At 61.6% G+C, this 21,318-nt stretch carries 17 protein-coding genes; 12 read left to right on the top strand and 5 right to left on the bottom strand.

The annotated features are described in order from the left end of the window. Positions 1 to 31: 31 nt before the first annotated feature. Genes PSJE_RS24960 through PSJE_RS24940 form a run of 5 tightly spaced genes read left to right on the top strand, consistent with a single transcriptional unit; the run spans position 32 to position 5,838 of the window. Positions 32 to 1,696: a glycosyltransferase gene (locus PSJE_RS24960; protein ID WP_090456962.1), complete on the top strand. Its 1,665-nt coding sequence runs from the start codon at positions 32 to 34 to the stop codon at positions 1,694 to 1,696. Beyond that, on the top strand, positions 1,690 to 2,994 hold the full coding sequence (locus PSJE_RS24955) for a glycosyltransferase (RefSeq protein WP_090456960.1): 1,305 nt from the start codon (positions 1,690 to 1,692) through the stop codon (positions 2,992 to 2,994). The genes PSJE_RS24960 and PSJE_RS24955 overlap by 7 nt, the downstream gene beginning before the upstream one ends. Then, entirely contained in the window at positions 2,991 to 3,857 is an 867-nt protein-coding gene (locus PSJE_RS24950) for a class I SAM-dependent methyltransferase (protein ID WP_090456958.1), read from the top strand. Before PSJE_RS24955 ends, PSJE_RS24950 begins: the two co-directional genes overlap by 4 nt. Beyond that, positions 3,854 to 5,011, top strand: coding sequence for an acyltransferase family protein (locus PSJE_RS24945; RefSeq protein ID WP_090456956.1), 1,158 nt, complete (start codon positions 3,854 to 3,856; stop codon positions 5,009 to 5,011). The genes PSJE_RS24950 and PSJE_RS24945 overlap by 4 nt, the downstream gene beginning before the upstream one ends. Further along, positions 5,005 to 5,838: a class I SAM-dependent methyltransferase gene (locus PSJE_RS24940; RefSeq protein ID WP_057713908.1), complete on the top strand. Its 834-nt coding sequence runs from the start codon at positions 5,005 to 5,007 to the stop codon at positions 5,836 to 5,838. The genes PSJE_RS24945 and PSJE_RS24940 overlap by 7 nt, the downstream gene beginning before the upstream one ends. Positions 5,839 to 5,912: 74 nt before the next feature. Here the strand turns inward: PSJE_RS24940 and PSJE_RS24935 are convergent, their stop codons facing one another. The 5 genes from PSJE_RS24935 to PSJE_RS24915 all read right to left on the bottom strand — a co-directional run bounded on the left by PSJE_RS24935 (position 5,913) and on the right by PSJE_RS24915 (position 11,137). After that, positions 5,913 to 6,701, bottom strand: coding sequence for an SDR family oxidoreductase (locus tag PSJE_RS24935; RefSeq protein WP_090456955.1), 789 nt, complete (start codon positions 6,699 to 6,701; stop codon positions 5,913 to 5,915). Between the two features lie 46 nt (positions 6,702 to 6,747). Next, on the bottom strand, positions 6,748 to 8,295 hold the full coding sequence (locus PSJE_RS24930; protein ID WP_090456953.1) for an amino acid ABC transporter permease/ATP-binding protein: 1,548 nt from the start codon (positions 8,293 to 8,295) through the stop codon (positions 6,748 to 6,750). Positions 8,296 to 8,359: 64 nt separating this feature from the next. Next, on the bottom strand, positions 8,360 to 9,154 hold the full coding sequence (locus tag PSJE_RS24925; RefSeq protein WP_057713911.1) for an ABC transporter substrate-binding protein: 795 nt from the start codon (positions 9,152 to 9,154) through the stop codon (positions 8,360 to 8,362). A gap of 46 nt (positions 9,155 to 9,200) precedes the next feature. Further along, positions 9,201 to 10,271 carry an isopenicillin N synthase family dioxygenase gene (locus PSJE_RS24920; RefSeq protein WP_090456951.1) on the bottom strand — a complete coding sequence of 357 codons (1,071 nt, stop codon included), beginning with the start codon at positions 10,269 to 10,271 and terminating at the stop codon, positions 9,201 to 9,203. 14 nt (positions 10,272 to 10,285) lie between these two features. Then, a complete protein-coding gene (locus tag PSJE_RS24915) occupies positions 10,286 to 11,137 on the bottom strand; it encodes a sugar phosphate isomerase/epimerase family protein (RefSeq protein ID WP_090456949.1) in 852 nt (283 codons plus the stop codon). 561 nt (positions 11,138 to 11,698) lie between these two features. On the opposite strand from PSJE_RS24915, the gene PSJE_RS24910 reads away from it, so the two are divergent. The 7 genes from PSJE_RS24910 (at position 11,699) to qhpG (ending at position 21,272) form a co-directional block, all read left to right on the top strand. Then, entirely contained in the window at positions 11,699 to 13,009 is a 1,311-nt protein-coding gene (locus PSJE_RS24910) for an MFS transporter (RefSeq protein WP_057713914.1), read from the top strand. Positions 13,010 to 13,034: 25 nt separating this feature from the next. Next, positions 13,035 to 14,264, top strand: coding sequence for a Zn-dependent hydrolase (locus PSJE_RS24905; RefSeq protein WP_090456947.1), 1,230 nt, complete (start codon positions 13,035 to 13,037; stop codon positions 14,262 to 14,264). Positions 14,265 to 14,415: 151 nt separating this feature from the next. Continuing rightward, positions 14,416 to 15,441 (top strand): histone deacetylase family protein, encoded by a 1,026-nt coding sequence (locus PSJE_RS24900; protein WP_090456945.1) that lies wholly within the window; start codon positions 14,416 to 14,418, stop codon positions 15,439 to 15,441. A 246-nt stretch (positions 15,442 to 15,687) separates the two neighbouring features. Further along, a complete protein-coding gene (locus PSJE_RS24895; protein ID WP_090456944.1) occupies positions 15,688 to 17,592 on the top strand; it encodes a sigma-54-dependent Fis family transcriptional regulator in 1,905 nt (634 codons plus the stop codon). Continuing rightward, positions 17,592 to 19,310, top strand: coding sequence for an ABC transporter ATP-binding protein (locus PSJE_RS24890; protein WP_057713918.1), 1,719 nt, complete (start codon positions 17,592 to 17,594; stop codon positions 19,308 to 19,310). Before PSJE_RS24895 ends, PSJE_RS24890 begins: the two co-directional genes overlap by 1 nt. Continuing rightward, on the top strand, positions 19,300 to 19,977 hold the full coding sequence (gene qhpE, locus PSJE_RS24885) for a subtilisin-like serine protease QhpE (protein ID WP_090456942.1): 678 nt from the start codon (positions 19,300 to 19,302) through the stop codon (positions 19,975 to 19,977). Before PSJE_RS24890 ends, qhpE begins: the two co-directional genes overlap by 11 nt. After that, the gene (gene qhpG, locus PSJE_RS24880) at positions 19,974 to 21,272 is read left to right on the top strand and encodes a flavin-dependent monooxygenase QhpG (protein ID WP_090456940.1); all 1,299 of its coding nucleotides are present in this window, start codon (positions 19,974 to 19,976) and stop codon (positions 21,270 to 21,272) included. Before qhpE ends, qhpG begins: the two co-directional genes overlap by 4 nt. Positions 21,273 to 21,318 lie beyond the last annotated feature (46 nt).

The following is a 21,318-nucleotide window of genomic DNA, read 5'->3' as shown; positions in this document are numbered from 1 at the left end:
TGCCGGGATGGCGGCGTCACCGTGGGATGCCATGAATTTTATTCTTTACTCCGACGTCAACGACAGCTCCATCAGCCAGAGTCTCGGCCGTCCAGAATACAGTTACTACTTCGTGCTCAAGGCGTACCGACCGTTGTTCGAAAGCCTCGGGCCGGTGCATGTGGTGTCATCGGCCGCCGAGGTCGACCCGCTGTATCGGCAGTTGCAGCAGGCCGGTCAGGACTGCCTGTTCATTTCGTTCGCGCCACCGCACAAGACCCCCACCGACTTGCAATGCCCGATGGTGTGCGTGGTTGCCTGGGAGTTCGACAGCATTCCCGCCGAGCACTGGGACAACAATCCGCGTCAAGACTGGAGCCAGACACTGGCGCGTCTGGGACGAGTGATCACCTTGTCCACCCACACCGCCGAAGCCATCCGCCGGACCCTGGGCGACGACTTCCCGGTGTTGGTGCTGCCGACGCCTTTGTGGGAACGCTTCGCCGGTATCCGCCAGCAATATCCCGGTACGCCGGTGAACGCGGGTGCCACGCTGCAGATCAAGGGTTGCATCCTGGACAGTCGCTCGATGGGGTTGTCCGCCGATGGTTTGATCGCGCCGATCATCGAGCAAGCACCAGAGGAAATCGTCGAGCCGGAACCAGAGCCGGAACCAGAACCTGAATCAGCGCCACCGCCACCGCCACCGTTGACCCTGCGGCGGCGCCTTTTCATCACCAAACATTACCTGCGCGAAGCCTGTCGAGCCCTGTCGGCAGACAGCGAGCACTCGTCGCTGTTCCTGCTTAAACACTACCTGCTGTTGTGGTATCGCGAAGCTGTTCGCGATCTGGTGCCGGATGCCGTTCGGCCGTGGCTGGCCAGGTTTCGCACGCCTCAACCGTTGCCGATCGAACCTGCGGTCAGCGAAGCTCCCGCGCCGGATGAACCCGTCATCAGCGCGACTTGCGCGCAGGACGAGCATCCACAAGCGGCTTTCCCCGACACCAGTCAAACGGTGGAAATCGAGGTCGATGGCGTCATCTACGTGAGCGTGTTCAACCCCGATGACGGGCGCAAGAACTGGCATCACCTGATCACGGCGTTCTGCTGGGCGCTGCGTGATGTGCAAGACGCCACGCTCGTGTTGAAGATGACCCAGAACGACCTGTCGACCTATTACGTCGAGCTCATGACCTTGCTGTCCCAGCTCTCGCCCTTCGCCTGTCGCGTGGTGGTCATGCACGGTTATCTGCAGGACGAGCAGTTCGCCCGGCTTTATGGCGCGGCGAGCTACTACGTCAACGCTTCACGTTGCGAAGGCTTGTGCCTGCCGCTGATGGAGTTCATGTCCTGCGCCCGGCCTGTCATCGCCCCGAACCACACGGCGATGCGCGACTACATCGACGAGCGCGTGGCTTTCGTCGTCAAGTCCAGCCAGGAGCCGACGATCTGGCCGGAAGACGCGCGCATCCTGTACCGCACATTGCGCCACCGTCCGGACTGGGGGTCGTTGAAAACGGCTTATGAGAACAGCTACGCGATGGCAAAAAATCAGCCGGACGCCTGGCAGGCCATGGCGGACGCGGCCAGCGAACGCATGCACCAGTACTGCAGCTTCGGGCCGGTGCAGCAGCGGCTGGCGCTGTTCTTCAAACAGGAACCTGCCCGTGACGTCGTGCCGGTGGTTACCGAAACGGGGGCTGCATCGTGCTGATCATCATTCATTCGGAAACCAACAAGAGCAACATCCAGCAGAATCTTGGGCGGCCCGAGTACAGCTATTACTTCGTCCTCAAGGAATTCCGCCCGGTGCTCGAACGGCTGGGGCAGGTGATCGAGGTCAGCAACCCGGACGAGCTGGTCGATCGGTTGTATTTCGATTGCCTGAGCCGGGGCGAAGACTGTGTGTTCCTGTCCTTCTCCCCGCCGCATCGCACGCCGGTCCACTACGCGTGCCCGACGATTCCGGTGTTCGCCTGGGAGTTCAGCACCATTCCCACCGAGAGCTGGCAGGGCGAACCACGGCATGACTGGCGGACGGTGTTGGGCTCCTGCGGGACAGCGATCACCCACTCCAGTTTTACCGTGAATGCCGTACGCGATGTGATGGGCCCCGATTACCCGATCAGCGCTATCGCAGCACCTGTCTGGGACCGTTTTGCCGCCCGTGGCGAGCTTCTGGACAAGCGTCCGGTCGTGGGCCCTATACGTCTGAACCTGCGCGGGCTGTTGATCGACAGTCGCACCACGGACTTGCGCCCCTACGGCCCCGAACGTTTGCGCGAAGGCACGCCGATCGCCTTCGACCAACCGCCGCGCGATTGTGAGCTGGTGCTCGAGGGCGTGGTCTACACCTCGGTATTCAATCCCTACGACGGACGCAAGAACTGGAAGGACATGATCAGTGCATTCTGCACTGCCTTTCGCGACACGCCCGACGCGACCCTGGTGCTCAAGCTCACGCACCATGACATCGCCAATGCTTTGAACGACATGCTGCACCACGTCTACAAGAATCAGTCCTACCAGTGCCGCATTGTGCTGATCCACGGCTTTCTGTCCGACATCGACTACGAGCGCCTGGTCGAGGCCACCAGTTACGTCGTCAACTGCTCCTACGGCGAAGGGCAATGCCTGCCGTTGATGGAGTTCATGTCCTGCGGCAAGCCGGCCATTGCGCCGCTGAACACCGCCATGGCCGACTACATCGACCGTGACAACGCGTTCATCGTCGAAGGCACCGACGAACTGACATCCTGGCCCCACGATCCTCGCGCAGCGTATCGTACCCTGCGTTACGTCACGGATTGGGACTCACTGTGTACGGCATTTTCCGCCAGCCATGACGTCGCCAGGCAGGACGTCGAGCGCTATCAGCGAATGTCGGCCCATGCCGTCGGCAGCCTGCAGGGGTTCTGCAGCCAGGCCGTTGCCGAACAGCGCCTGAAGGCGGTGTTCGAGCAGTTGCTGCAACGGCGTGAAGCAAACTGCGCACAAGCGTCGGGCATATGATTCGGCGCCTGCTTGCGAAGTTGCGGCCCGCACCGGTAGCGGTCGCCCCAGCAGAAATGCGGGTCTCGCCCAGGGACATCGGTTTGTACGATGCCCTGCTCGACGGCTGGTTTCTCGGTGACAGCGGTGAATTGCTCAAGGGGTTTGCCATCACCGCCGACGACACCTTGCTGGATGTCGGCTGCGGTGAAGGCGTGGCGACTTTGTTCGCGGTCCGCCAGGGCGCTTCGGTGATTTTCACCGACAGTGAACACGACAAGGTCTGCGAGCTTGCCCGACAAGTGGCGGCGCAATCAGACAAGCCGAGCCTGGGGCTGGTCAGCAACAGTTTGCCGCTGCCATTGGCCGAGGGCTGCGCCAGCAAAGTCGTGTGCATGGAAGTACTGGAACACATCGATCAGCCAGAACCCTTCATGGCCGAACTGGTGCGCATGGGCCGCCCCGGCGCGCTGTACCTGCTGAGCGTACCGTCCCCGGTAGGCGAACATTTGCAGAAAGGCATCGCTCCGGCCAGCTATTTCCAATCGCCCAATCACGTACAGATTTTCAGCCCCGAGCGATTCGCCGCGCTGGTGGAAGACGCGGGCCTGGTCATCGAGCATCGCCAAGCGTCCGGTTTTTTCTGGGTCATGGGCATGATTTTTTTCTGGGCCAGCGAGCGCGCTGCCGGGCGTGAATTGGGTGGCGCGGTTCGCGACCGGATTCAGGCGCCGTATCCGCCGCTGATGGAGAGCTGGGCGAAAACCTGGCAGGACTTGCTGGCCCAGCCCGACGGGTTGGCGATCAAGCAGATGCTGGATCAGTTCATGCCCAAGAGCCAGGTGATCATTGCTCGCAAACCTCATGTCCAGGAGGGCGCATGAGCAACGAAAAACGGATCATGGACATCGAGTTGTTGCGCGGCATTGCGGTACTCGGCGTGCTGTTTCATCACCTGCAGGACAGCCTGTTCGCGGCGGCCGTGCCGTTGTTGCAAGCCATCACGCTGTACGGTCAGCCGTGGTGGGGCGTGGATCTGTTTTTCGCGATCTCGGGCTTCGTCATTGCCCGCAGCCTGATCCCGGCCTTGCGCCGTTGCACAACGCGTCAGGAATATTGGCAGCAGACGCGTAATTTTTGGTTGAGACGGGCCTTTCGATTGCTCCCTTCAGCCTGGTTATGGCTGGCGCTGATGTTGCTGGCGTGCCTTTTTCTCAACCGCTCCGGCGCGTTCGGCACCCTGCACGCGAACATTCAGGCGACCCTGGCCGGCATCGCCCAATACGCCAATTTCCGCTTTGCCGACAGTTTTTATCACTACGAGTACGGCACTAGCTTCGTGTACTGGAGCCTGTCGCTGGAAGAGCAGTTCTACCTGCTGTTTCCGTTGATGATCGTGCTGTTTCGCAAGCACCTGGTGTGGGCGTTGCTGGCGCTGGTTGCGGTGCAATTGTTCACCTTGCGCACGCCGATCCTGATGGTAGTGCGCACCGATGCGCTGGCCCTTGGCGTGCTGTTGGCGATGTGGAGTACGCAACCGTCGTACCTGCGCTGGGAGCCAAAATTCTTGCGTCGTCCATGGGCGGGCGTTGCCGCATTGATCGCGCTGTCGTTGCTGCTCAGCTTCATGGCAACGGATCGTTTCACCTTCACCTCTTACCGGATCGGCGTGATTGCGGTGCTGTGCGCGCTGCTGGTCTGGATCGCTTCTTACAACCGCGATTACCTGTTGCCGCGCGGCGTGTTCAAAAACCTGATGACGTGGGTCGGCAGCCGTTCCTACGGGATTTACTTGATCCATATCCCGGCCTACTTGCTGGTTCGTGAATTCATTTTCCGTTTGCAGGCTGCCGGGCTGCCCAGTCCGGCTGGCCATCCGATCTTGATGTTGCTGATGGCTGGCGGCCTGATCGTGCTGCTGAGCGAACTCAACTATCGCGTCATCGAAATGCCCATGCGCAACCGCGGCGCCTCGCTGGTCAAACGCCTGGGCACTTCCCGAACAGCCGTCACATCCTCTGGAGCCACCTCATGCTGAGCCTTTTGAAGAAACTCACGGCGGGCACGCCCGCGCCTGTGCAGCCAGAGACCCCGCCCGCGGCGCCAGTGGCGGAGAAAGTCGACCCTTACATGCTCGGCCTGCACGATGCGATGCTCAGCGGCTGGTTCAATCAGCAGACCGGCGAACTGTTCAGCGGATTCCCGGTGACCCCCGAGGACACGCTGCTGGATGTTGGCTGCGGCGACGGCGGCAACGTACATTTCTGCGGGATGCGCGGGGCGAAGATCATCATCGCCGATATCGACGCGGCCAAGGTCGAAGCGACCCGCCTGCGCCTGAGCGATACACCGGCCCGCGACGTCGAATGCCATGTCACCGACTGCAACCCGCTGCCGATTGCCGATGCGACCGCCACGCGGGTGGTGTCGACCGAGGTCATCGAACACGTGGACGATCCGGCGCAGTTCCTCGCTGAACTGGTACGCGTCGGCAAACCGGGCGCGTTGTATCTGCTGAGCGTCCCGCACCCCAGCTCCGAAGACCTGCAGAAAGATATCGCGGCGGCCGAGTATTTCCAGAAGCCCAACCACATCCGCATCATCAGCGAAGAGCAGTTCAAGGCCATGGTCAGCGATGCCGGCCTGGAAGTGATCAGCCACAGCCAGTACGGATTCTACTGGTCGATGTGGATGCTGTTGTTCTGGGAAGCCAAGGTCGATTTCAGCAACCCGGACCATCCGTTGCTCAACCACTGGGCGGATACCTGGCAGGCGATCCTGGCTTCGCCACGGGGCGCACAGATCAAGCAGGCGCTGGATGCCGTGGTGGCGAAAAGTCAGGTGATCATTGCGCGTAAACCCTGATCAGCAATACTCACCCGGGCGAGGCCGCGAACTCCAGCCTGATTGCCCGGGTACACCTGCATAGCCCTTGCCCATTATTGGCTGGAGCGAACGGCCCCTCCATCAATCAACAGGTTCTGCCCGGTCAGGTAGCCCGCATGGTTGCTGCAAACGAAGGCACACAGCGCACCGAACTCTTCGGGTGAGCCGAAGCGTTTGGCAGGAATTTCGCTACGGCATTGGCCAAGGAACTCCTCGCTGTTCTGCCCCGACTCCTGGGCAGCAGCGACCAGGTTGTCACGCAGTCGATCGGTGTCGAATGAGCCTGGTTGCAGGTTGTTGATCGTCACATTGCGACTGGCGATGTTTTCTTGCCGGGCAAGCCCTGCGATAAAACCTGTCAGACCACTACGCGCACCGTTGGACAGGCCCAGGCTTTCGATAGGGGACTTCACGGCACTCGACGTGATGTTGATGATTCGACCAAATCCACGTGCCGCCATACCGTCTACCGTTGCCTTGATCAACTCGATAGGCGTCAGCATGTTGGCATCCAGCGCCTTGAGCCAGGCGTCGCGATTCCATTCGCGAAAATCCCCGGGGGGAGGGCCTCCAGCGTTGTTGATCAAGATATCGAAATGCTCATGGGCCATGAGCGCTGCCGCCCGACCCTCGGCCGTCGAAATGTCTCCGGCTACGGCGATGACCGTCACTTCAGGATTTAGCGCTCTGAGCTCACGGGCTGTTTCATTGAGCGTGTGCTCGCCGCGTGCGGTGATCACCACGTTCACGCCTTCATGGACGAGTGCCTGTGCGCAGGCTTTGCCCAGACCTTTGCTGGCGGCGCATACCAGCGCCCAGCGTCCTGCTATTCCCAGATTCATGTGCGTTTTCCTGAAAGAAGAAAGCTCAAAGAAAGTGGTTGCCTATTCATGCATGATCCACCGTTGCAGACCGGCTTGGCGATCGAGCACTGATGCCCATGAAGCGCCGCACTCGTTCTCCTTCGGCATCGCATCGTATGGTTTCAGGTGCGGCATCCAGTTGGATATTACCGTTCTCCATGAATACGACCCGGTCGGATATCGACATGGCAAAGTCCATTTCGTGGGTCACGATCAGCATGGTCATGCCCTCTTTGGCCAGGTCGCGGATCACGTTCAGCACGTCGTTGACCAGTTCCGGGTCGAGGGCCGAGGTCGGCTCGTCGAACAGCATGATCTGCGGTTCCATCGCCAGGGCTCGAGCGATCGCCACACGCTGTTGCTGCCCACCGGAGAGCTGGTGCGGGTACTTGTGGGCATGGGCCAGCAGGCCGACCTTGTCCAGTAGCGCATAAGCACGATGTTCACTCAGCTCGCCCGGCTGGCCATGGTAACGGGGCGCCAGGGTGACGTTGTCGAGAATGGTGCGGTGCGGGAACAGGTTGAAGTTCTGGAACACCATGCCGATGTGCCGCACGCCTTTGCGCAGGCGGGTGCTGTTGGGTTTGTCCGACGCTTCAATGAATTTTTCGCCGAACAACAGAATGTCGCCGGTATCGATGGTTTCCAGGCCGTTGACGGTGCGGATCAGCGACGTCTTGCCGGAGCCGGATGGCCCGATGATCGAGACCACCTGGCCGTATTCGACATTCAGGTCGATACCCAGCAGCACCTTGTGGGTGCCATAGCTTTTCTGGATGTTCTTCAGTTGCAGGATGGGCGTCGCATTGTTGCCTGCCGCTTTGCGCGCAGTGTCGGGCAACGCTTCGGCGCTGGCCCTGAAGTTGGCTATGGCGGCCGCGTCGAGTGTGTGAGGCTTGCGGAAGTTCAGGTCCAGGTAGCGCTCCAGGCGCTGCAGGAAAAAACCGAACACGGTGACGATCAACACGTAATAGACGCCTACTGCCGCCAGGGTTTCCATGACCAGAAAGTTGGTGGCATAGAGGCGTTGGCCGACCGTGAGGATTTCGGTCAGGGAGATGACCGAGACCAGCGATGTCAGCTTGACCACCGTGATGTATTCATTGATCAGCGTGGGCAGCGAAATACGGAATGCCTGGGGGATCACGATCAAGCGTTGCATGCCGAACAGGCCGACACCCAGCGCGCGCCCGGCTTCCTTCTGGCCTTTGGCCACGGAGATCAGGCCACCACGATGGATTTCCGCCATGTACGCCGCTTCAGTGACCACCAGGGCCAGCAGGCCCGAGTAGAAGGGGTTGGACAGAATCGGTCCGCTACCGGGAAACAGTTGCGGCAGGTTGTAGACGAAGACCACCAGCACCAGCAACGGAATGCTGCGGAAGAACCAGATGTAGACCGCTGCGGGAATGCGCAGCAAGGGCGTGTGGGACAGCTTGGCCGTGGCCAGGACAAAACCCAGCAGCATGCCGATGAACCAGGCCAGGGCGCTGAGCTGGACCACCGTTACGCAGGCCTTCCAGAAGTCCGGCAGGGAGAACAGGGACAGGAAATATGACCAATCGAATTGCATGGGGCACCTCGATCTGCCGCCCCGGTGCAGGGGAGGCAGATGACCAGACTACAAGGACAGGTTCTTAATTGGCAGTCGGTTCTTCCAAGCCATATTTCTGGAGAATTGCGGCGTATTCACCGCTCTTTTTGCTCTCCTCGAAGGCCTTTTGCACGGCCTGGAAGGTTTCGTCGTTACCTTTCTTGACGAAGATGCCCAGGGTTTGCTGATAAATCGGATGCTCGGTGGTGATCACTACCCGGCCGTTGGTCTTTTCCGCGATCATTTTTGCCGCGCCGGCGATTTCAACCTGGGCCTGAATGTTCCTGGACAACAAGGCCTGGGTCACTTCGGGGGCCGAAGGGTACTCGCTGACGGTGATGGCGCCTTTGTTGTTCGGCACGCAGTAGTCGTCGGAGAGCTTCTTGAATTCCTTGACCCAGGTGGTGCCCTGTTCCAGGCCCAGTTTCAGGCCGCACAGGTCTTCAGGCTTCTTCGCATTGATCTCGCTGCCCTTGGGCACCATGACCGCGGCACCGGTGTTGGCGTAGGCGATGGTCTGGGCCTGAGTCTGGCGCTCTGGCGTGATGTACATGCCGGAAATGACTGCGTCGTACTTGCCGGAGTTCAAGCCCAGGATCAGGCTCGGGAACTTGGTGTCGACGAACTCCACCTTGGCGTTCATGTGCTTGGCCAGTGCCGTTGCCAGTTCGGGGTCCGAACCCACCACGTTTTTGTCCTTGTCATAGGACTCAAAGGGAGGGTAGGTGATCTCCATGCCGACCTTGAACGTGTCTGCCGCGGCCATGCTCACCGAGGCACCGAACATACCGGCTGCCAACACAGCCAGGCTCAAAAGGTTTTTCTTATTGTTTTTCATGATGTACTGACTCCGGCGTAGGTAGGGGGTTAGCTGAAAACTTCAATCAGGACGGTTGAGCCTGATTTTTCAAATGTCCGAAACTGGCGGGCTTGCGTGCCTTGCCTGGCAGTTGAACTTCCCCGTTGGCCACCCTCTGGCGCAGATACTGATAGGTCTGCAGCGCCTGGCCATACATGTGTTCGCCGATGGTGATTTCTTCGTAGTCGTTGCCTGCCTGTGCGAACCCGGGCAGTGGTTTGATCTGGGTGTGATAGTCGCAGGCATAAAACAGCGGAAAGGAATAACGTTCCTCCTTCACGCTGCGCACCCGGTGCGCGGTGGCTACGAATGCGCCTGCGGTCATCACCTCCAGCATGTCGCCGATGTTGACCACAAAGGCATCGGCAATCGGTGGTGCATCGATCCATTGGCCAAGGTTGTTCATCACCTCAAGGCCTGGTTTGTCGGCCAAAAGGATGGTGAAACACTCGTAATCAGTATGGGCTCCAAGACCCGGTGCGTCATGGGCGGTACCGTCGAAGGGATAGTGGATAAGGCGCAGCTTGGACGGGGGACGGGTGACCAGGCTGTCGAAGTAGTTTTCTTCCAGGCCCAGGGTCAGGGCGAAGCCACCGAACAGGCGCCGGCCCAAGGCGAAGATGGCTTCATAGTAGGCCTGCACCGACGCCTTGAAACCTTGCAGCTGCGGCCAGTCATTGGGCCCCAGCAATGGCGTGTTGGTCAGCACCAGCGGGTCATCGGCCGGGACTTCGAAGCCGACGTCAAAGGCTTCCTTGTGGTCCGGCTTGCCCTTGGAATAGACCTCTTCGCCTTCGGGCACAAATCCCTTGTGGGTTTGGGAGGTGCCGATGTAGTGCTGCATCTTGGTGTCGAAGGGCTGGTCGAAAAAGTCCTTGGCAGCCTGGCGCAGGTTGGCGATCAGTTGCGGGTCGATACCGTGATGGGTGATGTAGAGGAACCCGACCTCGCTGGCGGCGCGCCCCAATTGTTCGGCCACGGCCAGGCGGTGTTCCAGTTCAACGCTGAACAGACCGGTGATATTGACCACCGGGATGCTGTTGAAGTTGGCTTTGTGTGTGTCAGTGCTGGCGCTGTTGTTTTTATTGTCAGGCATGACGCATCGGCTCCCTAAGGATGGCTTGAGTGGCTGAAACGGTTGAAGTGTTCGCGCTCGGTCTGGCCCATCCACACGTTCAATGACCACAGGTCGGCAACCGGGACATTGGTGAAGGGCAAATGATGCAGGTAGCCGTCGGCGCCGAATTCCGGGGTCAGGGTGCTGACCTGGTAACCGCGGGCTTGCTGCGAGCGCCAGATGCTTTCCCAGTGCTGCTGATGGAAAGCCAGTTCTTTTGCATATTCGGGAGCTGCCGGGTGCGGAACCTGCGGGCCCTGGTCGTAACCGATCCGGGCCTGGATATGGTGAACCCGCTCGATGAAAGTGCTCAGGTCATCGGCCGGGTCATTCAACAGGCGCTCGCAGGTCACGACCCAGTGGCTGATGTCACTGGTGAACAACAGATCGGGCAATTGCCGGATCAACTCCAGAGTCACCCAGGGGTTGAACAGCGAACGCGAACGGTGGGTTTCGAAACTGCAGACCTGGCCGTGTTTGCGCGCCAGATCCAGCGCCTGGCCGAAAAACTCCACTTGCTGTGGCAAGGACCAGCGGTCATTGCCCGCCAGCACGTTGACGAAGCGTGGGCCGAGTTCAGCGGCCCAGGCGAGTTTCTGGTCGAGGTCATTGAGGTGAATGGCGGGGGACGCCGACTGGTCCGGCAGCACGTCATACGCGGTGAAGACTGTGCTGATATAGCCCAGGCGATTGGCCTGGAGAAAGGCGCCAAACTCGGTCCGTTCACGGGCGTCCAGTGGCAGGCGTGCTTCCATGCCATCAAAGCCCGCTTGCAGCAACTCCTCGAGTGCCTGAGCCTTGCTGGCGGTGTAACCCCACAGCGTGCGAAAAATTTCCAGCTTCATCGGTGATCCTCAAAAATCCCAAGGCCTACTGCAAATGCACTTCGACGGCGCCAGACTGCCAAGAGGCTGGTTCGCTGTGGAGTCGATGTTAGGCACAGGCCGCGCACTGAAAGAATCTGAAAGTTCAAATGAATACTTCAGACTTTCATTAACAAATAGCTTGCTACTTATAGCGCTGGCCGGAAGGGGTTTTCTGGGCGAGAACCTGTCTACGTTGGCTATTAGCGAGAGATGCCATTGTTGCGGCATCATTTTGAAGAGTCCCAAGCGACCCCGGGCCGATGAGGGTTCGCTTTTGATCGATTGCTGCCTGTCGAGAAGAGCCGCGACCTGTAACTGACATTGCAGACCCACGTTTACATTCTGCTCAACGCCTGTGCGTTGCACACCGCGTTCGACTGTCGCTCTCAATTATAAGCTTAAGTAATACTTCGAATAATAAATAGAAAATTGACTAATCATGGTCCCGGAACGAAAAATCATCCCCAGACCGGCGCCGCCAGAGCGCTGCGGATTTGCCGTTTCTCTCCTGCCAGAAAAATAACCAAAGGAGCCCGACCCATGAAGCCTCAAGCTTCGTCCCAGCCGCGCCGTGCGGCCGCCGCTGCCTTCATTGGCACCATGATCGAGTGGTACGACTTTTACATCTACGCCACCGCCGCCGCGCTGGTGTTCGGTGCGCTGTTCTTTCCCTCGGACGATAAGCTGTTCAGCACCATGGCCGCTTTCGGCACCTTCGCCGTGGGTTTCTTTGCGCGGCCGTTGGGCGGGATTGTCTTCGGTCATATCGGTGACCGCATCGGCCGCAAGAAGTCGCTGATCATCACCTTGTTGATGATGGGCGTGGTCACGGTGTGCATCGGCTTGCTGCCGACTTACGCGCAAATCGGCGCCGCTGCCCCGGTGCTGCTGATTCTGTTGCGCATCGTCCAGGGCATTGCCGTGGGTGGCGAGTGGGGCGGGGCGGTGTTGATGGCCGGCGAGCATGCGCCGAAAGGCCGGCGCAATTTCTTCGCCTCGTTTGCGCAACTGGGCAGCCCGGCGGGTTTGATCCTGTCGCTGCTGGCCTTCAGCGCCGTCACCCGTCTGCCGGAAGAAGACCTGATGAGCTGGGGCTGGCGCCTGCCGTTCCTCGCCAGTTCGCTGTTGCTGCTGGTGGGCCTGGCGATTCGCCTGGGGGTCAATGAGTCGCCGGAGTTTCTCGCCAGCCGCGAATTGGCGAGCAAAAACAAACGCAAGGAGCAGGCGCCGGTCATGGAAGTGCTGCGCACCGCGTGGCGTCCATTGTTGCTGTGCATCGGCGCCAACACCCTGGGGATCGCCGGGGTGTATTTCACCAACACCTTCATGATCGCCTACACCACTCAGCAACTGGAACTGCCGCGCTCGCTGATCCTTGAGTGTCTGTTTGTCGTCGCGATCATCCAGTTCTGCATTCAACCGCTGGCGGCCTGGGTCGCCGAGAAGATTGGCGCCACCCGCTTCCTGTGCCTGGTGTCGCTGCTGGCGATGGCTTCGCCGTACCCGATGTTCGTGCTGGTCAGTTCGGCCCAGGCGCCGCTGATCATCCTCGGCATTGCGTTGGCGGTGGTGTGCATGGCGTCGTTCTACGCGGTGATCGCCGGCTACGTCAGCGGCATGTTCGAGACCCGTGTGCGCTACACCGCGATCTCTCTGGCGTACCAGATTTGCGGCGCTGTGGCCGGTGGCCTGACGCCACTGATCGGCACGCTGCTGGCACACAGGTTCGTCGGCCAGTGGTGGCCGATGGCGGTGTTCTACAGCCTGATCGCCGCGACTTCGCTGCTGTGTGTGCTGTCCCTTGCCCGTCGCCATGCCAGCGCTGAACGCCTGGAACTGGCCAAGGCCTGACCCCCGAATTTTCCTGGAGAAACACATGTTGAAGATCAATGGCGAACGCCTCTGGGCGAGTCTGATGGCGATGGCCGAAATCGGCGCCACCGCCCGTGGCGGCAGCTGCCGCCTGGCCCTGAGCGACGAGGACAAGGCCGGTCGGGAACTCTTTGCCCACTGGTGCCGCGAAGCCGGCATGACCCTGAGCGTGGATGCCATCGGCAACCTGTTTGCCCGCCGCGCCGGCACCGATCCTGATGCAGCGCCGGTGATGATGGGCAGCCACCTCGACACCCAGCCCGAAGGCGGGCGTTTCGACGGCGTGTACGGCGTGCTCGCCGGTCTGGAAGTGGTGCGCTGCCTGAACGATCTGGGCATTCAGACTCGCAAGCCGCTGGAAGTGGCGGTGTGGACCAACGAAGAAGGCGCACGCTTCACCCCGGCCATGTTCGGCTCGGCGGTGTTCACCGGGATCATGGATCTGGACGTTGCGCTGGCGGTGCGCGATATCGATGGGATCAGCGTCGCCGAGGCGCTGCAACGTACCGGTTATGCCGGCGAGCGCCCGCTCGGCGGCGCGGTGGATGCGTACTTTGAAGCCCACATCGAGCAAGGGCCGATCCTCGAAGACAACGCCAAGAGCATCGGCGTCGTCAGTGGCGGCCAGGCGATTCGCTGGCTCGACGTACGGGTCGAAGGCATGGCGGCCCACGCCGGCACCACGCCTATGCCGCTGCGCAAGGACGCCTTGTACGGCGTGGCGCAGATGATCCAGGCCATCGAAGGCCTGGCGGCGGACTTCGCTCCCGAAGGCCTGACCACGGTCGGTGAATTGAGCATCAACAAATCGTCGCGCAATACCATTCCGGGGCTGGTGAACTTCACCGTCGACCTGCGTCATCACCGTGATGAAACCATCGAGACCATGGAACAACAGGTCCGTGCGCGGCTTCAGGCGATTGCCGACGCTCGCGGTTTGAAACTGGCGATCACCCCGCACTGGATCAGCCCGGCGACGCCGTTCGACGTGGACTGCGTGGCGGCGGTGCAACAGGCCGTGGACGCCCTGGGCTACGCTCAACAATCGATTGTCAGCGGCGCCGGACATGATGCGATCCACCTGGCGCGGTACTGCCCGACAGCGATGGTGTTCATCCCGTGCGTGGGCGGCCTGAGCCATAACGAAGCGGAAGATGTGCTGCCCGAGGATGTGCGCCAGGGCACCGATGTGTTGCTCAATGCCGTGTTGGCCCGCGCGGTAAAAACTGAATAAACGCAGTCAATGTGGGAGCGAGCTTGCTCGCGATAGCGGTGGATCAGTCGCCATGAATGTTGAATGTGCTGACCTCATCGCGAGCAAGCTCGCTCCCACAGTGGAATGCGGCTGGTTTCAAGATCCAAGTTAACTGACAGGTATTCACTCCATGCGCAGTTTTTTCCATCCCGAACAATTGCTCCACCATCCACGCAGCTACTATTCCCGTGGCCAGATGCGTACGCCGCAGGAAGTGCCGGAGCGTGCGCAGCGCCTGGTGCAGGCGTCCCGTGCGTTGGGCTTTGCCGTTGAGCAACCGGCCGATGCCGGGCTCGATCCGCTGCTGGCGGTGCACGGCGCACCGTACCTGAGGTTTTTGCAGGAAGCCCATCAGCGCTGGAAAGAGATTCCCGAGGATTGGGGCGACGAGGTGATGTCGAACATCTTTGTCCGCGAACCCAATGCCCTGCGCGGAATTCTCGCGCAAGCGGCGCGCTATCTGGCCGATGGCAGTTGCCCGGTGGGCGAGCAGACCTGGCGTTCGGCCTACTGGTCGGCGCAAAGCGCCATCGCCGGTGCCCGGGCGTTGCTCGATGGCGAGCCGGCAGCCTATGCCCTGTGCCGGCCACCGGGTCACCACGCCCGGGCCGAAGCGGCGGGTGGTTTCTGTTATGTGAACAACGCGGCGGTGGCGGCGCAGGTATTGCGCGCCGGTTTTTCGCGGGTAGCGGTGCTGGATACCGACATGCACCATGGTCAGGGTATTCAGGAGATTTTCTACGACCGCGATGACGTGCTCTACGTGTCGGTGCACGGCGATCCGACCAACTTCTATCCGGGCGTCGCAGGTTTTGCCGAAGAGCGTGGTGTCGGTGCAGGCGAGGGTTTCAACCTCAACCTGCCGATGGCCCATGGCGCCAGCGAGGCGGTTTTTCTCGGGCAATTGGAAGTAGCGCTGAAGGCGCTGAAGGACTTCGGCGCCGAGGTGCTGGTGCTGTCCCTGGGCTTCGATATTTTCGAGCTGGACCCGCAGAGCAAAGTGGCGGTGACTCGCGAAGGGTTTGCCGTGCTCGGTGAGCGCATTCGCAGCCTCGGGTTGCCGTGCCTGATTGTGCAGGAGGGCGGGTATCACCTGGAGAGCCTGGAGGATAATGCCCGGGCGTTTTTTGTGGACCCTGAGGTTTGGCAGCTCTGAGATCTTTGCTGCCTGGTAGATCGCTATCGCGAGCAAGCTCGCTCCCACACTGGTCAGTGTTGAACACAAATATGCGGTTCACCTCGGTCAAGTGTGGGAGCGAGCTTGCTCGCGATGAACGATAACGGGGTCCACCTGACGGAACACAAGCGCCCTACGGCACTTGCCATAGCCCTGACGTTAACGTAAAGATTGCTCCAGGGCGCCGACGTATGAAGGCGCAGGGTGGATGACCCGGAGCGCTTGATGACGCCAATAAAAACAAACTCCCCCAAACTGCATCGCGAAGCCCGGCTGGCCCGGGAAAAGTTGCACCTGGAAGGCGAAGTGCCGGATGGCGTCCTGCGTGCGGAGATCGATGCCTCGTGGCGACGCAGTCTCAGCCATGGCGTGCATTTCAATGCCAAGCATGAGCTGGCGCTGGAATCGAGTGCCAGCCTCGACGTGTTGCTGTCCAGCAACCGCTTGTTGATCGACGCTGCGTTGCCGGCCATCGATTACCTGGCCGAGCGTCAGGGCAAGGAAGGGCTGATCATCCTCGCCAACTCCGACGCCACCATCCTCGCCGTCGAAGGCCGCGCCGACCGTCTCAAAGGCAGCGGCCTGCAGGACATCACCCTCGGCACCTGCTGGAGCGAAGCGGTTCGCGGCACCAACGCCCTGGGCACGGCACTGGTGGAAGCCCGGCCGACCCTGATCGATTGCGGCGAACATTATCTGGATCGCCTCAGTGATTTTTCCTGCACTTCGGTGCCGATCCATTGCCCCCAGGGCGACATTCTCGGCGTTCTCGACCTGACCCGCGAAGGCCCCCTCGGCCGTGCCCACGACAGCACTGCGCTGCTGGCCATGGCGGTCAGCCAGATCGAAAGCCGAGTGTTCAACGCCAGTTATCCGGACGAAATCGTCCTGGCCTTCCACAGCCGCAGGCAATATCTGGAATCCCCGTGGCAAGGCCTGCTGGCAGTGAGCCTCGGCGGGCAGATCCTGGCGGTCAGCGCCCAGGCCTGCCAGTTGCTCCACGCCGAGCGCTCGGCCCTAGTCGGTCGGCGCTGCGAAGAGTTTCTCGGAGTCGACGGCCTGCAATTGTTGGCGCGTCTGCATCAGGGTGGAGTCGGCAGCCTGCAAACCGCCAAGGGTGAATTCTTCTACAAAACCCTGCGCGCGCCGCAACGCTCGATCAACGTCAGCAGCCCGCCGCGCACAGTCGCGAAACCGCCCAAGGCGCAACCGGACCTGGAAGCGCTCGCCGGCAGCAATACCCGCTACGCCCGTGCCTTGCGCATGGCCCGTCAAGGCCTGGCCAATGAACTGCCGGTCCTGTTACTGGGTGAAACCGGCACCGGTAAAGAGGTGATCGCCCGCGCCCTGCACATGGCCGGAGCGCGCTGCGACAAACCCTTCGTGGCGGTGAACTGCGCGGCCATTCCCGAAGGCCTGATCGAGTCCGAACTGTTCGGCTATCGTGAAGGCGCGTTCACCGGTTCACGCCGGGGCGGCATGGTCGGGCGTTTGCAGCAGGCCCATGGCGGCACCTTGTTCCTCGATGAAATCGGCGATATGCCTTTGGCTTTGCAGGCCCGGTTGTTGCGGGTGCTGCAGGATCGCAAGGTCGCGCCCCTGGGTGCAGGCGAAGAGCAGGACATCGACGTCGCGCTGATCTGCGCCACCCACCGCGACCTCAAGCGTCTGGTGGAAGAAAAACACTTTCGCGAGGACCTGTTCTACCGGGTCAATGGCATCAGCGTGATGCTTCCGGCCCTGCGCGAACGCGAAGATTTCGGCGCGCTCGTCACTCGCATGCTGACGACATTGGGCGCACCCGCCGTGGTCCTGCACGATGATCTCGATCGCTTGCTCAACGGTTATCAGTGGCCGGGTAACATCCGCCAGCTGGAGATGGTCCTGCGCACCGCGCTGGCCATGCGCGAACCGGGCGACACCGTGCTGACCCTCGACCACTTGCCCGACAGCATGCTCGACGAGTTGACCACCAGCGAACGGCCCCAGGCCGGCAGCATCCGGGAAAACGAACTGGATCTGATCCGTCAGTCCCTGGACACGCACCAGGGCAATGTCTCGGCCGCCGCCGACGCTCTGGGTATCAGCCGCGCGACGCTTTATCGCAAGCTCAAACAGTTGCGTTCGTGATGCAGCGCTTGATCGTTCGGCTGATCGACAGCCAGAACCCCGAGGCTCTGCAAGCGGCATTGCGTTGGCTGTACAGCTTCGTGCGACCCCATCGCCTGGCGATTGCCGGGCTGCTGGGTTTGTCGGTCTGCGCCTCGGCGCTGGTGCTGGTGCAGCCGTGGCTGACCAAACTGCTGATCGACGATGGCCTGTTGGCGCGTAACTTCCCGATGCTGGTAATGATCGCCGGGCTGATGATCGTTGCCGGGTTGCTGGGCACGGCACTTTCGGGCATCAACCGCTACCTGCACACGCGACTGTCCGGGCGCATGCTGTTTGCCCTGCGCGATGACCTGTACCGGCATTTGCAAACCCTGTCGCCGAGCTTTTACGGCCAGCGGCGCATCGGCGACCTGATGTCGCGCCTCGATGGTGACGTCGCGGAAATCCAGCGGTTTGCCGTGGACTCGCTGTTCTCGGCGGTGTCCAGCGTGATCGGCCTGGTGGTGGCCGTGGCGATGCTGCTGACCTTGTCCTGGAAACTGTCGCTGCTGGCCCTGGTGCTGATTCCCCTCGACGTGCTCTGGCTGCGCTGGATGCGGCGCAAGGTGGAGCGCGATGTACGGCAGTTGCGCGAGCGTTCGGCGGACATGTCGTCGTTCATGGTCGAGACATTGCCGGTGATGAAATTCATCCAGTCCGCCGGCCAGCAACAGCGCGAAGCGCGGCGCCTCGAGACGCTGGGGCAGGGCTACATGAGCCAGTTGCTGCGCCTGCAAGTCACCGAATTTTTCACCCAGGCCGTGCCCGGTACCCTGACCTCGCTGTCCCGGGCCTGCGCATTTCTGATCGGCGGTTACTGGGTGGTGCAGGGCACCTGGCAGCTCGGCGCCCTGATTGCGTTTTCCACTTACCTGGGCATGGCCGTGGGGCCGGTGCAAAGCCTGCTCGGGCTCTACGTCGCGATCCAGCGGATGACCGTCAGCCTCGGCCGGGTCATGGAGTTGCGCGGCGAACAACCGACGGTGTTGACGCCCGCTACGCCAAGGGCAATGCCCACTGGCGGCGATCTCTGGTTCGACAACGTGCACTTCGCCCATCCCGGCCGCCAATCGACCCTGCGCGGCATCGAGGCGCGGATTCCCTACGGTATGAAAGTGGCCCTCAGCGGCGGCTCGGGCGTGGGCAAGTCCACCCTGATCGACCTGCTGCAACGTCATCACGATCCGCAATCGGGCCGGGTACTGCTGGGCGACGTCGATCTGCGCGAGCTGGATCTGTTCCAGTTGCGTCGGCGCATCGCCATCGTCAGCCAGGACATCGTGCTGTTTCGCGGCAGCCTCGCCGACAACCTGGCCTACGCGGCACCGGACGCCAGCCGCGAGGCGATTGCCGACGTGGCGCGACTGGCGCAACTCGACAGCCTGATCGAGTCCTTGCCCGAAGGTCTCGACAGTCCCTTGGGCGAGCGGGGCCAGCAGTTGTCCGGCGGGCAGAAACAACGCATCGCGATTGCCCGGGCACTGTTGCAGGACCCACTGATCCTGGTGCTCGATGAAGCCACGTCCGCAGTGGATGAAGCCACCGAGCGCGAAGTCATCGACGCCATCGACCGCCTGTTTGCCGGGCGTACGCGCATCCTGATCAGCCATCGCCCTTCAACCCTGGCCGACGCCGACCTGCGCTTTGAATTGCTCGACGGCGTACTGACCTCGAAAACGGTGCTGCATGAAACCTGAGTTACGCATTGGTGTGGTGGACAGCGGTCACTCGGCGGCACAACGGGTGCAAGTGATCGCCGGTCGACGCTTTTCATTGCTCGAAGACGGCCTGGCTGAGGGCGACTTGCGCGAAGACCCGCTGGGGCATGGCAGTGCGGTGATCGAGGCCATCGGCCGGCGTGCACCCTCGGCTCTGTTTTGCGTGGCTCAGGTGTTCGACCAGCGGGGTGTCACCAGCGCCTTGCAGATCGCCACGGCGATTGACTGGCTGCTGACGCAGGACGTTCGACTGATCAATTTGAGCCTTGGCCTGCGCCAGGATCGCAGCCTGTTGCGCGCGGCCTGCGCGGCGGCGGTGGCGCGGGGTGTGCTGCTGTGTGCGTCGAGCCCGGCCCAAGGGGAAGGGGTGTTTCCGGCGAACTATCCGCAGGTGTTGCGGGTGACCGGCGATGCGCGGTGCGCCGAGCAGGAATGGTCGTGGCTCAACAGCGCCCAGGCGGATTTCGCCGCGTGTGTGCATGGCACGTACCCGGGGCAATCCGGGGCGAGCCTCGGTTGTGCCGCCTTGAGCGGACACATCGCCGGGTTCCTCGTCGAACAGCCTGGTGCCAGCAATGAGCAAGTCATCGAGTGGTTGCGCGAGCATGCCCGTTACCGTGGCCCTGAACGGCGCTTCGGGCCATGACCGACATCGTCATTCTGGGCGCCGGCCCGGCGGGGGCCGCGGTCGCGCTGGGTTTGAAGCGGCTGGGCCATGGCGTCACGCTGATCAGCGAATGGCGCCGGTTCGCGGCGCTCGAAGGCGTGTCCGTACGGGTTCTCGAGGCTTTGCGCGGCGTGGGCCTGCACCAGGCGTTGGCGCAAGCAGCGCTGCCTTCTCAACGCCAGGTGAACTGGAATGGCCAGCAGCATGCGCAGAACATCGAATACTTGCTCGACCGTCCGCTGTTTGACCGAGGCCTGCGTGAGGATTTGCGCCTGGCGGGGGTCGAGTTGATCGAAGGCCGGGTGCTGACGGTTCAGTCATCGACCAATGGCCACCGAATCGAAATCGACGGCCGCGAACCACTGCTCGCGCCGTTTCTCGTAGAGGCCCGAGGACGACAGGCCCCCACTATCGGCAAAGGCTTGCGTGGGCCCGAGACCGTCAGCTTGCTCAATCGCTGGCAGGGTTCGCCGGGCAGCACTGCCAGCGCAGTGGAAAGCCTTGAGGACGGTTGGGCATGGATGGCGCGGCGCGCCGACGGCCAGTGTTACTGGCAATGGACGGTGGATGTGGCCAGTGCCGGGTTGCCGGGCAAGGCTATGTTGCTCGATTACTGCCGACAGCGGCGCGAGGGTTCGCGGCTGGCCACTGCATTTTTCGCTGGCGCAGCGCAAAGCGATCTACAACTGCACGCCCGCAGCAGCACGGCGATTCTGAGCCCGCAGGTGTGTGGCGAAAACTGGATTCGGGTCGGCGATGCGGCAATGGCGGTGGACCCATTGTCGGGCAACGGGATCTTTCAGTCCTTGTCTTCGGCGTTGCAGGCGCCCGCGGTTATCAACACGCTGCTGTGCAAACCCGAACGAACGGCTCTGGCCCAGCGTTTCCACCAGCAGCGGGTGGGGCAGTTGTTTTTGCGGTTTGCGCGAATCGGCCGGGATTTTTATGCCGATGAGCAACGCTGGCCGGACCAGCCGTTCTGGCAGGCACGGCGGAGCTGGCCGGATGCCGAGGTGGCCCATGCCGAGGCGGATTTCAATGCGCTGAGGATTGAGCGGGCGCCGGTGTTGCGTGATGGGCTGGTCGATGAAGCCGAGGTGGTGATCACGGTGGATCAACCGCTGGGTATCTGGCATGTGCATGGGGTTGAGGTGGCGGCGTTGGTGCAGAGGTTAAAGCAGGGAGAGTCGGCGGATCAGGTGTTGGCCGGGCTGACGGTGGAGCAGGGGCGGATGGTTCGCAGCTGGTTACTGGGCCAGGGTTTCAAACCCTGAATGAAGAACGTCCGGATACGGCGAAAAAGCCTGTTCTCCCAGCGCA

The organism is Pseudomonas jessenii (assembly GCF_002236115.1).
GTDB lineage: Bacteria > Pseudomonadota > Gammaproteobacteria > Pseudomonadales > Pseudomonadaceae > Aquipseudomonas > Aquipseudomonas jessenii.
This window is presented reverse-complemented; position numbering and strand designations above follow the sequence as displayed.

Excerpts from the sequence above, each read along its gene's own strand:
- PSJE_RS24960 (WP_090456962.1), top strand. The coding sequence starts at position 32 with ATGAATTTTATTCTTTACTCCGACGTCAACGACAGCTCCATCAGCCAG.
- PSJE_RS24950 (WP_090456958.1), top strand. The coding sequence starts at position 2,991 with ATGATTCGGCGCCTGCTTGCGAAGTTGCGGCCCGCACCGGTAGCGGTC.
- PSJE_RS24945 (WP_090456956.1), top strand. The coding sequence starts at position 3,854 with ATGAGCAACGAAAAACGGATCATGGACATCGAGTTGTTGCGCGGCATT.
- PSJE_RS24940 (WP_057713908.1), top strand. The coding sequence starts at position 5,005 with ATGCTGAGCCTTTTGAAGAAACTCACGGCGGGCACGCCCGCGCCTGTG.
- PSJE_RS24935 (WP_090456955.1), bottom strand. The coding sequence starts at position 6,701 with ATGAATCTGGGAATAGCAGGACGCTGGGCGCTGGTATGCGCCGCCAGC.
- PSJE_RS24930 (WP_090456953.1), bottom strand. The coding sequence starts at position 8,295 with ATGCAATTCGATTGGTCATATTTCCTGTCCCTGTTCTCCCTGCCGGAC.
- PSJE_RS24925 (WP_057713911.1), bottom strand. The coding sequence starts at position 9,154 with ATGAAAAACAATAAGAAAAACCTTTTGAGCCTGGCTGTGTTGGCAGCC.
- PSJE_RS24920 (WP_090456951.1), bottom strand. The coding sequence starts at position 10,271 with ATGCCTGACAATAAAAACAACAGCGCCAGCACTGACACACACAAAGCC.
- PSJE_RS24915 (WP_090456949.1), bottom strand. The coding sequence starts at position 11,137 with ATGAAGCTGGAAATTTTTCGCACGCTGTGGGGTTACACCGCCAGCAAG.
- PSJE_RS24910 (WP_057713914.1), top strand. The coding sequence starts at position 11,699 with ATGAAGCCTCAAGCTTCGTCCCAGCCGCGCCGTGCGGCCGCCGCTGCC.
- PSJE_RS24905 (WP_090456947.1), top strand. The coding sequence starts at position 13,035 with ATGTTGAAGATCAATGGCGAACGCCTCTGGGCGAGTCTGATGGCGATG.
- PSJE_RS24900 (WP_090456945.1), top strand. The coding sequence starts at position 14,416 with ATGCGCAGTTTTTTCCATCCCGAACAATTGCTCCACCATCCACGCAGC.
- PSJE_RS24895 (WP_090456944.1), top strand. The coding sequence starts at position 15,688 with ATGACGCCAATAAAAACAAACTCCCCCAAACTGCATCGCGAAGCCCGG.
- PSJE_RS24890 (WP_057713918.1), top strand. The coding sequence starts at position 17,592 with ATGCAGCGCTTGATCGTTCGGCTGATCGACAGCCAGAACCCCGAGGCT.
- qhpE (WP_090456942.1), top strand. The coding sequence starts at position 19,300 with ATGAAACCTGAGTTACGCATTGGTGTGGTGGACAGCGGTCACTCGGCG.
- qhpG (WP_090456940.1), top strand. The coding sequence starts at position 19,974 with ATGACCGACATCGTCATTCTGGGCGCCGGCCCGGCGGGGGCCGCGGTC.